The sequence below is a fragment of the Chryseobacterium gleum genome, assembly GCF_900636535.1.
Taxonomy (GTDB): domain Bacteria; phylum Bacteroidota; class Bacteroidia; order Flavobacteriales; family Weeksellaceae; genus Chryseobacterium; species Chryseobacterium gleum.
On sequence record NZ_LR134289.1, the window covers coordinates 2563354 to 2576616 of the forward strand.

Here is a 13263-nt window from a genome sequence, read left to right on the forward strand (position 1 = left end):
TTTTGATTTTAAGTAATTAAAATTGATATTTAAGAGTTAAAATAAAGTTTCTTCCCATTTCGTTGGAAAAGAAACGAAGTCTGTTCAGATAGTCTCTGTAAGACTTATCGAATACATTCCGAACTGAAAAATCAATTCCGAAATTTTTAGACAGGTTTACCCCTGTCTGAAGGTTCCAAAGGGAATATCCACTTGGAGGTGTAGAGATGTCCACTTCTTCATTGTAAGGATTTCCGTCCGAATCGAATAATCTGATCGGAACGTTATAAACAGGAAATCTTGTCTGTTTCAGATAGGTATTGTTACTTATTGTAAAATAGAAGCCTTTCCATTCTTTCTTATTGAATTCCAATGAATTATTAAAATTAGGAGGCATCATTAAAATAAGTGGTACATCATGGGTTGTATCTTGCCCGTAAACATAGGAACCACTTCCTTTGTAAGTCAGATTATCTGTAACCTTAAGCTGTGCATCAATATCCAGCCCATACATTTTTGCATTAATCTGTTGATAGTTATATACTACAAAAGCTCCGCCCCACTGTGTATTCTGATATCCCGTAGGAATCTGGTTGATGAAATTCTGAGTATAAAAGAAATAAGGGTTTATAGAAATATTTAATCCTTTTAAGACATTTGCTTTAACATCTGCGACCAGATTAAACTGATTTCCTGTTTCGCTTTTCATTCTCATATCTCCTCTTTCAATAATGGCAGCAGAATGGTGAAGCCCATCTGCAAAAAGTTCTGCGATATTAGGAGACCTTGAGACTCTTGCATAATTAAATTTCAGATCAAAATATTCTGAAGGGTGATAAACAACTCCTCCGTTTAGCGAAATGTTATTATAGCTTAAAGATGGTTTGGTAAGAATTCTGTTTTGGTTAATTCTTACTACAAAATCTGAATAGTCTGCAGCATAGGTTTTGTTCCAGTCACTCAGATCATACCATTTTGTTACTTCATAGCGATCATAGTCGTATCTGCCTCCAAGTTCAAAATCCAGCTCAGGTGCGATTTTATATTTCAATACGGAATAAATTCCTGCATAATATCTGTCATAGTTCGGGACAAGACGTCTTGCTTCAGTCTGAGTATTGGAATAGTTATTTTGATAACCAGCATTAATCCCTGTTTCAAGATTCCAATTTCCTCTTTCTATCAGGTGATTCACATTGAGATCATTGGTGATCAGTTCAAGATCCAATGCCGGTTTTTTGCTCAAAGCTTCTGTACGTCTTATATCATATTCTTTTCTATGATTGTATTGAAAACTGTAAGTAGCTGTGATTTTTCCAAAATTTTCAAACCTTTTATAGGCAGAAACTTTGGCAATATGATGCTCGATTTCCTGTCTAGGGTTATCAATATCATAACTAAAATCTCTCTGATAGATTGGTTGTGCTGATGTAAGAGCATTGCGAAGATCTTCTGAGTTCCCTACATGGGAACTTCTAAGAATTCCTACTGTGCTTTTGGTTAGATAATAATCAAATGAAAAACCTTTTTCAAAAGTCATTTTCTGAACTCCAAAGTTAAATCCTGAACTCTCAATCCCGGTATTCATCAAACCATAATTCGGAGCTTCAAGATCTCCCAGCTTTTTATAGCTCCCATTGGTTTTGATGGCCCAGCCATTCTCCCAGGTTTTTGCTAGTTTCACATTAAGATCAGCTCCTCTTCCGTTTGAAATTCCGGAAAGAGAAACGTTCCCCATGATTGTATCCTTTTTAGGCAGAACCTGCGGTTGTAAAACGACTACTCCACCTACAGCGCCAGCCCCATATTTCAAAGCTGATGCACCTTTAATGACATCAATATGTTCGAAATTATTAACATCCACATTGGGTGCATGCTCTACTCCCCATTCCTGTTCAGCAAGTTTCACTCCATCATTAAGAATGGAAACCCTGCTTCCATAAAGGCCATGGATAATAGGTTTAGCAATATTATTTCCCGTTTTAAGAACATTAACACCCGAAATATTTGTTAATAAATTCCCTAAATTTTCGGTAACATTTCTTGAAATCATTGCCTTATCAATAGTCTTCACTACCAACGAACCATTATTTTTATGGCTTCCATGGATGGTAACGGTTTCAATATCTTTGACATGGTGTTCCAGTGTAATCACCAGCTGAACATCCCGATCAACTCCTATATTTTCAGTATAATCATTGCAATCAGGATGTTGTGCAATGAGTGTATACTTTCCTGCTGGAATTTTGTCAAAAGAAAATTTACCTTTCTTATTTGTTTTGGCTGTAAAGTTCCCGATTTTGATCACTGCATTTTCCAGCAATGTTTTATCATGGAAATCCTGAACGGTTCCCTCTACAGTATAGGTTTTTTGTGCGCTTGTAAATACTGATCCGCAAAAGATCAGCAGCAGGCAATATATCAATTTCATTGTAAATAGATTGATTGCGTACCCTTTTTAATTTCAATAAGGTACATTTTTCGTTAAAAATTGTGGGAAGGGTTTGTTTGTAAACTGTACATTGTGTAAAAAGTAAAATGTATTAATGATGAGAAATAAAAGTTAGTCACTGAAATCGTTAATAATATTCATTATCAAATGATTTCCAACAGCTTTAACCTTTGAACATCAAACATTAAACTTTAAAGTAAAAAAACTTTAAACCCTCTAGAATCTGTGAATTATGAAAGTGCGGGTGGTCCCCGAAGCTGAAAGGTGAATTTGGTCTGAGACCAGATTTTCTCCTGGATGGCGATGATTTGTTTTACTTCATGGCTGTAATGCTCAAAAGTAAAACTGAATTCTTCAGGAGCTAATGTATGTCCGGTAACCAAAAAGTGGCAGGCCAGACAGTCGCCAGCTTTCTCTTTAGTAACGGCTTTCGTCACCGAATTCTCGACTTTTTTAAAATGAAAAACTTTAAAATAATCTACAGAATCGTGATGGTGAAAGCTTTGAGAAAGCAGCGCGAGGAAATACACTCCAAACAACAGCCTGGAGATAAAACGCTTTAAATTTCTGCTTTCTTTAATCATGGTTCAAAATTATGAAAATAATTTAATTGTTCCCTTAAACTTTTATTAAATTACTTAATGACTATAGATAATAAGTTGTATTGAAGAGAATTCCGTTACAAAAAAAATGCTTCATCCTTTTAAATTGATGAAGCATTTGTATTTTTATTAATCCAGTTGGGTTCCTAAGTATTCCCACTCCTGCAATGCTGTATCTAAGTCTTCCTTAGCTTTATTATACTGCTCCAGGGTTTCGTCTGAAGGATTTTCTTTGGCAAAAGAAGCTTCCATCGCTTCAATTTTGGCTTCAAGCTCAGAAATTCTTTCTTCTACTTTCTTGATTTTATTCTGAATATTTTTCTGTTCCTTGCTGACAATATTTGAACTCTGGCTAACTACAACAGGTTTTTCCTCAACTTTCTTAGGTTCTTCCTTCACTTCATTATGAAGTTTGGCTTTTTCTGCAGAAATCTCCCTGATGGTTTCCTTTTGTCTGTACTCAAGATATTCGTTGATATCTCCAAGGAATTCTTTCATTTTCCCGTCACGGAACTCGTAGATCTTATCACAAAGTCCCTGCAGGAATTCCCTGTCGTGCGAAATCACAATAAGTGTTCCTTCAAAGTTCTGCAATGCCAGCTTGATGATTTCCTTAGACTGGATATCAAGGTGGTTGGTAGGTTCGTCCATGATCAGTGTATTGAAAGGACGAAGCAACAGCTTACAAAGTGCCAGACGGTTTCTCTCTCCTCCGGAAAGTACTTTTGTTTTCTTGGTAACGGCATCTCCCTGGAATAAGAAAGATCCTAATAAATCTCTTACTCTCGGTCTTGTTTCTTCCGTTGCTGCATCTTCAGCTTCTTCCAGAACCGTTTTATTAGGTGTTAATACCTCTTCCTGATTCTGTGCGAAGTATCCGATATTAACATTGTGCCCAAGATTCCAGGTTCCTGAATAATCTTTAATATCTCCAGCCAGAATTTTAGCCAGTGTAGTTTTTCCCTGTCCGTTCTGTCCTAAAAGGGCAATTCTATCTCCTCTCTGAACGATGAAATCTACATTATCAAAAATCTGTTTGTTACCGTAAGCCTTACCAAGGTTTACCGCTTCGAAAATTACTTTTCCCGGAACCATAGACTGTACGAAACGGATATTGAATTTTGAAACGTCTTCATTATCAACTTCAATACGTTCTATTTTATCCAGCTTTTTAATAAGTGATTGTGCGAAAGAAGCTTTTGTAGCACTTGCACGGAACTTATTGATATTGTCTTCCATCTGCTTGATCTCCGCGTCCTGATTCTTTTTAGCCTGAATCAGTTTCTCACGGCGGTCTTCTCTCATGATGAGATATTTGGAATAGTTGGCTTTATAATCGTCAACCTTTTTATTGTTGATATCGAAAGTACGGTTACAAACCGCTGTCATAAACTGCTTATCGTGACTTACCAGAACAATAGCTCCCGGATAGTCTTTAAGGAAGTTTTCAAGCCAGATGATGGATTCCATATCGAGGTGGTTGGTAGGCTCATCGAGAAGCATGATATCATTCTTCTGAAGCAGCAATTTTGCCAGTTCAATTCTCATTCTCCATCCTCCGGAAAATTCATCGGTAATCTTTTGGAAATCATCTGCTTTAAATCCTAAACCAAACAATACTTTTTCCATATCACCTTCAAGATTGTAGGCATCATGGTTCATCAAAAGATCATTCAGCTCTGTCATTTTATTAATCAGGTCCGTATAAGAATCACTTTCGTAGTCTGTTCTGACTGCCATCTGGTGGTTGACTTCTTCAAGCTCGTTTTTCCAGGCATTAATCTGTTCAAAAGCCTGCATGGTTTCATCCCAAACCGTTCTCCCTTTTACGAAGTCAAGATCCTGCTTCAGGAAACCAATGGTAATACTTCCTTCTGTCACCACTTCTCCTTCATAGAAATTAATTTCTCCGGAAAGCATTTTCAATAAAGTGGATTTCCCTGCTCCATTTTTACCTACCAGACCTACTTTATCATCCTTTTTAATGGTGAAATTGACATTTTGAAATAAATAATTTCCTGAATGATGTAATCCTAAACTCTGAACCGAAAGCATCTTAATTATAATTAGTAATGAATAATGAATTTTCGCCGGCAAAAATACGGAAAAAGAAATGAATAGCCCAGAAATAAAAAAACGGTCTGTTGTAAATCAATTTCTTCTATAGAAGTGAGGCTTAAAAAAAGGAGACACCATCAGATGTCTCCTAACCTAAATTTAAAACTGAGAAGCGTTGGCACTACTTATTTATTTCACTGAATGCGATCTTTTCCGGTGCTTTTAAAATGGAACGGATCCAGATATCATTATTCGGGACACTGGTTCCATAGAGAAAGTCTGCTACAAAACTGTCTTCCGGCAGGTGGAGTTCTGCAGAAAGTCTCGTACAGCTCGTCTGATCAACAGAGGTACTGCTTGAAACGTTTAATCCGTTATTGATCAGCTCAATATTAATTTCACGTTGAGTTCTATACCGAAAATTGTCACTGTATAATCCAAAGTTTGATGAAATATGGATATAATCCGCAAATTTTCCAAAATCATAAACCGGCTTTTTGTTTACAGACAGATCTTTGATATATTCTTTCATTTTGATATAAAACCGATCGAGAAAAGAATGCCTGTTATAGTCTGTTCCGAAATAAGCTTCATTCCCGGCACTAAACACAGCTGATATTGTATTGGTTTCATCCATCATCAGCTTTCCATAAATTTTTGACAGCTCATTATACACTCTATCTCGGCAAACATAAGCTTTTGAAAGTCCGTTGACTGTCTCAACTTCATATCCTGATAGCAATGCATTCCATATTTTATTTCCATCCGTATCCGTTTTTGTATTTCTTATTTCTGAAATATACCTATGCAGATCATCGGTATTGATAAACTCTGTGGAAATATATACAGATTGCGGCCCTTCCAGATATCCACCTCCTACATCAGCATGGTCTCCAGGCACAAAGATTTCTTTCCAAACAGATGACCTGGTTTGTGATTTCTGATCCTGCATCGCTTTTGAGTTTTCAAAGAAACCGGTAAGCGGAAAGAAAAACCTGCTCTCATTGACCGCACAGATGTGCAAAGCATTTTCTACACGGTCCGCAATACTCATATTATACGTATTAAAAGGTTTGGACTCTACGGTATCAAAAGCACCTAAAAATTTTATTCTGCAATTTTCCGTTGCATAATCAGTCAAAAGCTGATTGCCAAAGGTTCTGGCCAGCATTCCTCCTCTCCCGAATCCGTATAAGTAAAAGTGATATTCCGCAGCCTCGTTCTTAACTATATTTTGTACAAAATCCCCGGCTTTCTGAAGTTTATCATCTGAAGAATACCCGTTTCCATAAGGTGGATTTGCGCAGGTTGCTATTGCAAAATTATTATCTTCATTACCTGTTACGGTACCAATTCCTTCAATATATATTTTTTCATCTCCAACGAATAAACTGTATAATTTATAGATATTGGTGAAGGTTCCATAATAGCTTTCATTATTATTCAGCGGTTTATCCGCTGAAAGAATATTTGCCCCATTGTTTCCTGTACCGTCAAAGAAAATCCCGACGGAAATCACTCTGCTGCCACTCATGCTTTACTTTAATTTTTTATTACAGATCGTGTTTGTGTTTTTTTTTACTAAGATCCCTGAAAGAGACATTTCAAAATAACAGAAGAAAAACAAGGCTGGCTAGAGTGAAAAGTACCAAATAAAAAATTCCGTATTTCTACGGAATCCAATTATATTTTTTCAAGTGAGTAAATATTGTTGACAATGGCATAGATGACTATTCCTACTGTATTTTTAGCGCCTATCTTTTCCAGAATACGCTGCCTGTGACTTTCCACAGTTCTTGGACTGATGAACAGTTTTTCTCCGATTTCGTTATTGGTCAATTCTTGGCAGATCAGCTTTACAACATCTTTTTCTCTTTCGGAAAGTTCATCTTCTGTTTCAAAAAGGGATTTTTTTTTGGCTGAACTGTTCATATAGGTGAACAGCATCTGATGGTCTTCAGCAGTAAAGAAAACCCCGTTTTTATCCACCATTGTGATGGCTTCAATAAAAGTTTTTTTATTTGAGTTTTTGGGAAGAAATGCGGACACCCCCAGCTTGACCATATAGCCCAGAATAGAGGTTTTGTAATGGGAAGACAGGATAATAATTTTAAGGTCCGGATATTTTTCTTTAAGGATTTCTACCAGCTCAAAACCGTTCATAGGTTTCATCTGAACGTCTATAAGGGCAATATCAGGAAAATCATCTTTTGAAAGTTTTCCGAGGTCCTCTATAAAATCGGGGCCATTATCAGCGGTAAGACTTACCGATATGTTTTTTTCATTGGACAGCAACATTTTTACTCCTTCGAGGATCAGCTGTTCATCATCAATCAGTGCTACTTTGATTTGGGAACTCATGATATTTTGGAATTTTTATGATTAAACGACTTCCTTTATTCGAAAAAGTTTTTTTCCATTTGTGCGTGGCATTCAATGATTTGATACGGGATTCTATATTTTTGATTCCCATTCCTTTTTTCACTTCTTCATATTCAAACCCCTGTCCGTTATCAGAAATGACAACCGCTGTATTTTCCGGATAATCTTTAATGTAAATCCAAAGATCCGTTGCATCCGAGTGTTTGATCACATTGGTAGTAAACTCCTGAATAATCCTGTACAGCTGAACTTCTGCAAAAAGGTCTTTCTTCTCATATCCCGGCATTACCTGCAATGAGATATTAATTTTATGGGAAAGATTTGCAATCAGTTCTTCTACATATAAAACCAGCCCTACCGATTCCAGATTAACGGGATATAACGAATGGGAAATACTTCTGGCAGCATCAATCAGTGAAGACATCTGGCCATAGATATTTTTTTTGATCTGCTCGTCGCCTTGCGTGTCAAGGTTATTCAGCCATAAAGAAAGAATATTGAGACGGTTTCCGATATCATCATGAATCATGACTGCAATTCTTTTTCTTTCTTCTTCCTGAGCTTTAATGTTTTCCAGCACCAGTTTTTTCTGGTGAAGAACTTCCGCCTCATGCTGTGCATTCTTTTCCTTCATTATTCTGGTTATAAAGGTTCTGTAAGCCAGCAGAATAAAGGATACTATAACTGTTATGGTAACAATTATAAGGATCAGCAGGTTGATATTTAAGGTTACTTCTTTAATCTGAAAAAAGTATATAAAAATGAACAGTACAAAATACTCGAAAGAATATTATTGGCACTGAGAATAGTATAATAATCGTTTTCTGACAGGTTGGCGATCTGGTGCTGGATGATAAAAATAAATACCGACACGGAATAGTAGAAAAAAATACTGGCATCTGCAAGAAGAAAACGGTTCTGTAAAGACGTATTTTTAATTTCCCGGATCAGGATAAAACCTGAAAGACAGATGATCATGATATTGGAAACCACTTTTGCAATATCAGCATTTGCAGGGTAATCAAATCCGTATTTTGAGATCATAAAACCTGCCGCGAATATACCAACAAGACCCAAAAAAGATTTTGGCCAATCCAACTTTCTGACAAATAAGCCGGCCAGTAGAAAAAATTCTCCTGCGATATATAAAGGATAGAGGAATGAGGTATCATTAAGACTGAATATATAAGGCAGCGCCAGATTCAGCAGCTCAATAAAAAAAAGAAAAACAGCATAATGACAATACTGCTTTTCTTTAGTAGTTAATATGCGGTATTTTGCTGCTCCCAGCAGTATAACAGACAGAAGCAGTGCATAATTCAGGAATAAAATTGTCTTATAAAGTTCAGCCATTCCTCAGCGTATCATTTAAAATTCGCAACCTACATCTACATCCGGTATACGGCAGATAGGCGGACATGGCTTGGCCCAGTCATAGGTATTGGAGATAGTATCTATACCCAGTTCTGCATTTCTGAGGTTTTCACGAAAAGAGATAAATATAAGCGTTACGAGCATCTTCCCATAAATATCATTGTATCTGATCCCGAAAGAACAGGTAATTCCTGCCAGTCCTTCATCTAAAAGGCAAAGGTCTGCTGTTGGAACATAGAATTTTCTGAAGATTCCGCTTCCTTCGTTTTCTCTGCTCTCTTTATAAAACCAGTCCATTCCTTCGTTTCTCCAACGTTGAATTGCTTCTACAGCTATATCCTGTTCAAGAATCGGCGTACTGCTTACCGGGAATCCCATATTCATATTTTTCTCAGTGCTTTCAAGATTTTTAGAAAGAACTGCATTTCTGATAACTGTATATTCCTTAATTTCCTGTAATTTAAGGTCTCGGTCAAGCTCAGTAAGGAAACTGTACGGATATTCTTTCAGATCTATTTTCCCGCCATCGTTATTCATAGGATAAAAAATAAGGATCAAACGATCTCTGTAAATTCCGACTGCCGCACAAAAGTCTTTATAATCACTGAACCCCTTCATCCACTCAAGGTGGTCTCTGGAAATATTAAATACGTAATTGGTAGGAATAAGTTTTTGAAGTTTTGAAAAGTCAGAAAAGGATGCTTTCCACTCATTTGATGCTGCTCTGCATTCTTCTACAGGCAGCATATAATCTACAATGTTTAATGTTGACATAAGCATAGTTTTTAGTCGTATAAAAATAGATAAACTAAAGATGCTATGCAAGAGGGTTTTGATTAATAATTTTTCACAGTAATATGATAACAGCTCTGCTGTTTTTCTTTAATATAATATATTCTACCGGCCTTTTCATAATATTTTAAAACTTTCTCCAGCGCTATTTCCATTTTTGGATTGTATTTCAGAACGTTGTTGAATCTTATGTAAGAAATATCAAAGGAATTGCCGTAATTGTGAGAACTAATCCCAAGTGAGGCATTGGAATTCACTCTTCTCAGCCTGCATTGGTCTTCAAGAGTCCTGGTAATGGATGAAACAGTAAATGTACCGCCTTTTGTATCCTTACTGAACTTAGATCCTATTTTTTCCAGGGTGGTTTTTGCTTTGGTTACCATATAAGGCCTGCTGTAATCAAGTCTCTGAACCTGATACCCTTTTCCTGACTTTTTTATTTTGTGGAATTTACCGCTGTTGATATATTTCTGTACTGTTTTGGAGTCTTTCAGCAGCTTTAGCCCAAAACTCTTAGAAGCATCGAGGTGAGATTTATAAAGCGGTGTAGGTTCAACTTTCAATACAGTGGCAAGATCATAGCAGGGAAAAGCTTTTTTTGCTGCCTGCGAATAATGTAAACTATAAATAAAAGGTACAAAGACCACACATAAAAACTTTCTCATTCACCAACCTTTAAAATTACAAATGAAAGATAAAACATTTATGTTATATCTTTCAAAACCGACTATAATACTCTCTAAATAAATCCCAAACAAACTTTACACCAAATTACAGATTTTGTAATTTTTGTTCTCTCTTTTTTGAAATATTTTTTCAGATTTATCTTTTTACTTTAAGATTTAAATTTTACATTTGAGATACTTTAAACAATAAACAATATGATAAAAAAACTTTTCGCTGAATTTTTCGGCACATTTTGGCTTGTTTTCGGAGGTTGTGGAAGCGCTGTTTTTGCAGCCGGTGTTCCAGATATTGGCATCGGACTTTTAGGAGTTGCTTTAGCCTTCGGTCTTACTGTTCTTACCATGGCTTACGCTGTAGGACATATCTCAGGAGGACATTTTAACCCGGCTGTTTCTTTCGGACTTTTAGCAGGCGGAAGATTTCCGGCAAAAGATCTTATTCCTTACATTGTAGCCCAATGTCTGGGAGCGATTGTAGCAGCAGGATGTCTGTATACGATCCTTAACGGAGCCGGAGCGGTAGAATTCTCGAAACCCGGAGATTTCGCCACGAACTTTTACGGTGAGGCTGTTTACAATGGAAAGGCTTTCAGCATGGGGGCAGCTTTCCTGGCTGAGTTTTTATTAACAGCATTTTTCCTTATTGTGATTATGGGCGCTACAGACAAATGGGCTAACGGTAAATTTGCCGGTCTTGCCATTGGTCTTGCTCTTACTTTGATCCACCTGATTTCCATCCCGATTACGAATACTTCTGTGAACCCTGCGAGATCACTTTCTCAGGCAGTTTTTGTGGGAGGAATTGCCATGTCGCAGCTTTGGCTGTTCTGGGTTGCTCCTATTTTGGGAGGAATTGTAGGAGGATTAATTTATAAGTTCCTACTTCAGAGAGACACAGCTGAAATTACAGATTAATTTTAAATAACATTCAATGATAAAATCCTGTCAGGCGGCAGGATTTTATTTTTGATTTTGAATAAATTGTTTTTAAATTCTTTGTAAACGCAAAGTTTTTATGAAGGAGAGCTTTTATTCAAGGCAGCAAAGTGGTTACGACTACGTCGCAGATGAAGCTAATTGTAATGTTTACTTAATAAGAATCAATGAAATTGATTTCTTCTTTGCATCCTTAAGACATACCAATAAGAAATTAAACTTTGCGTTAAAAAATTTTTTTTATCTTATTTCAGCTTTTTGATTTCAAAAGGATTTTTAAAGATCAGTTCTTCATGCTTTCCTTTGATCTCCATTTTGCGCTGAAGAAGGTTCAGGGCCATTTTTCTGATGAAAAGATCTTTATCATTCAGTTTCCAGTAAGAATCTTCATGGAGTTTTTTGGGTTGGCGGATCGGGTAAAACTCAGTTTCCCACGTGTCCACATTATGATAGAATTCAATAATTCCGCAATGTTCCGGAATAAGTTCAGCATCTACCATTCCCATCGGGAGCAGAAAGCTAAAAGAATTACACATATAATCTCCGCAGGAAATTTTATCATGTTTCAGAAATTTTTCGCCGGTATCTTTATTCAGGTATGATTTTTTGAAATCATTTTTAAAATCACTTTTGAAAGTTTGATTTCAATTTCGTGACTGCCGCCTTCTGCATCAATGATCAGGATATCTGCTTCCCAATCTGCCTGAAAATAATTCGTCAATACAATCTCTTTTTCAAAATCGCAGTGGGAATGGATGTAGGCGTGTATGAGTTCTTCTATTTTGATCATTGTTATGACTGTAAAATGTACAAGGTAAAATGTATTAATGATAATGCAGTAAATATTGTAAACGCAATGTTCACAAAACTTTTAATTTACCAACTCCCTAAAAATATTCGCAAAGGCGTTTCACTCAGCAAAGTTACAAGCTATTTATATTTGTTATCATTATACAAAAATTGACAAGCGAAGCAAATTGACTATTCCCCATTGCCTGTTCAGCATTTCAGCTTACGAGCAGACTACAGCCTCTGATATCAGAATGGTCTATTCTTCCTAATACCTGAAATTTATCTCCGGTTATTTTTCCCAGATCTTGCGTTGCAATAAATGAACAGGAATGGATATTGGCAAGGTCAATTATATTAATAGCTCCTGTTCTTCCTTCTTTTTCATAGGCTAAAGGATCTTCCGCATTCCTAACCATGATCCTCATCCAGTTTGGGCATTCATACTCGTTATTCCCAAGGAATATGCTTGTGAAAGCAGTTCTGTCATGGAATATTCAGAGTATATTTTATCTGTTTTAAGTCCTTCCTGTAAAATCTTCAGCAATTCATCTTTTGTCATTTCTTCTTTTCTGCCTTTCATTCCTCCGGTTTCGATCACTATCAGATTTTCAGGAAAATTGAAAGATTCTTCGCTTTGCTCAGCATGACAATAATCCAGAAAGTCTAATAAGGCAAAGGAAACTCCGAAAAGAATGACCTTTTTATCCTGAAGCTTATTCAAGAGATCAAAAAGTTCAGCATGGTTATAAAGGAAGTATCCGTTTTCAGGCTTACCTGATTTTTCATCAGATAATCTACCATGTAGATCAGTGACGAATGCTGTTTTTCAAGATAACTTGGCAGCAAACCAAGGAAAATAAATCTTCCGGCTTTCCTATAAATTGTTCAAAGCTTTTATAAATACTTTCTTCATATAATTCCGGATCTACAATGAAATGTCTTGAAAGATTCATCTGAGTGGTTCCTGAACTTTGAAAATACAGATCTGCTGCTACGTTTTTATCCAGAATCTGATGGTTTTTAAACATTTCGATGGGTAAAAACGGAATTTTTGCCAGGCTGTCTACCTCATCGGGATTCACATTCAGAAAGTCAACGAATTTCCTGTATATTTCAACATTTTCATATTGATAACGAAATGTTTTCAATGATGCATTCAGGAAATCCTGTTCCGTTTTTATGTTGAATATTTTTTTCAGTTCCATAATTT

12 protein-coding genes and 1 pseudogene are annotated in these 13263 nt (G+C 36.3%); 1 reads left to right on the forward strand and 12 read right to left on the reverse strand.

What is annotated here, in order from left to right:
• Positions 1–16 precede the first annotated feature (16 nt).
• The 9 genes from EL165_RS11765 to EL165_RS11805 all read right to left on the reverse strand — a co-directional run bounded on the left by EL165_RS11765 (position 17) and on the right by EL165_RS11805 (position 10304).
• Positions 17–2410, reverse strand: a complete 2394-nt coding sequence (locus tag EL165_RS11765; RefSeq protein ID WP_002976842.1) for a TonB-dependent receptor — start codon at positions 2408–2410, stop codon at positions 17–19.
• A gap of 251 nt (positions 2411–2661) precedes the next feature.
• The gene (locus EL165_RS11770; protein ID WP_002976841.1) at positions 2662–3015 is read right to left on the reverse strand and encodes a hypothetical protein; all 354 of its coding nucleotides are present in this window, start codon (positions 3013–3015) and stop codon (positions 2662–2664) included.
• Between the two features lie 147 nt (positions 3016–3162).
• Entirely contained in the window at positions 3163–5088 is a 1926-nt protein-coding gene (locus EL165_RS11775) for an ABC-F family ATP-binding cassette domain-containing protein (protein ID WP_002976839.1), read from the reverse strand.
• 184 nt (positions 5089–5272) lie between these two features.
• Entirely contained in the window at positions 5273–6625 is a 1353-nt protein-coding gene (locus EL165_RS11780) for a phospholipase effector Tle1 domain-containing protein (protein WP_002976837.1), read from the reverse strand.
• A gap of 149 nt (positions 6626–6774) precedes the next feature.
• Entirely contained in the window at positions 6775–7452 is a 678-nt protein-coding gene (locus EL165_RS11785; protein ID WP_002976835.1) for a response regulator transcription factor, read from the reverse strand.
• On the reverse strand, positions 7421–8107 hold the full coding sequence (locus tag EL165_RS11790) for a sensor histidine kinase (RefSeq protein ID WP_002976833.1): 687 nt from the start codon (positions 8105–8107) through the stop codon (positions 7421–7423). The genes EL165_RS11785 and EL165_RS11790 overlap by 32 nt, the downstream gene beginning before the upstream one ends.
• Before the next feature lie 95 nt (positions 8108–8202).
• Entirely contained in the window at positions 8203–8826 is a 624-nt protein-coding gene (locus tag EL165_RS11795) for a hypothetical protein (protein WP_002976831.1), read from the reverse strand.
• Positions 8827–8841: 15 nt separating this feature from the next.
• The gene (locus tag EL165_RS11800) at positions 8842–9621 is read right to left on the reverse strand and encodes a hypothetical protein (RefSeq protein ID WP_126358627.1); all 780 of its coding nucleotides are present in this window, start codon (positions 9619–9621) and stop codon (positions 8842–8844) included.
• A gap of 62 nt (positions 9622–9683) precedes the next feature.
• The gene (locus EL165_RS11805) at positions 9684–10304 is read right to left on the reverse strand and encodes a DUF5715 family protein (protein WP_002976828.1); all 621 of its coding nucleotides are present in this window, start codon (positions 10302–10304) and stop codon (positions 9684–9686) included.
• Positions 10305–10523: 219 nt separating this feature from the next.
• On the opposite strand from EL165_RS11805, the gene aqpZ reads away from it, so the two are divergent.
• On the forward strand, positions 10524–11240 hold the full coding sequence (gene aqpZ, locus EL165_RS11810) for an aquaporin Z (RefSeq protein WP_041461611.1): 717 nt from the start codon (positions 10524–10526) through the stop codon (positions 11238–11240).
• 266 nt (positions 11241–11506) lie between these two features.
• Here the strand turns inward: aqpZ and EL165_RS26305 are convergent, their stop codons facing one another.
• The 3 genes and pseudogenes from EL165_RS26305 to EL165_RS11820 form a co-directional block, all read right to left on the reverse strand.
• Positions 11507–11797, reverse strand: coding sequence for a hypothetical protein (locus EL165_RS26305; protein ID WP_232529182.1), 291 nt, complete (start codon positions 11795–11797; stop codon positions 11507–11509).
• Positions 11798–11853: 56 nt separating this feature from the next.
• The gene (locus EL165_RS26310) at positions 11854–12051 is read right to left on the reverse strand and encodes a hypothetical protein (protein WP_232529183.1); all 198 of its coding nucleotides are present in this window, start codon (positions 12049–12051) and stop codon (positions 11854–11856) included.
• A gap of 217 nt (positions 12052–12268) precedes the next feature.
• Positions 12269–13258, reverse strand: a pseudogene (locus tag EL165_RS11820) (LuxE/PaaK family acyltransferase).
• Positions 13259–13263: the final 5 nt, after the last annotated feature.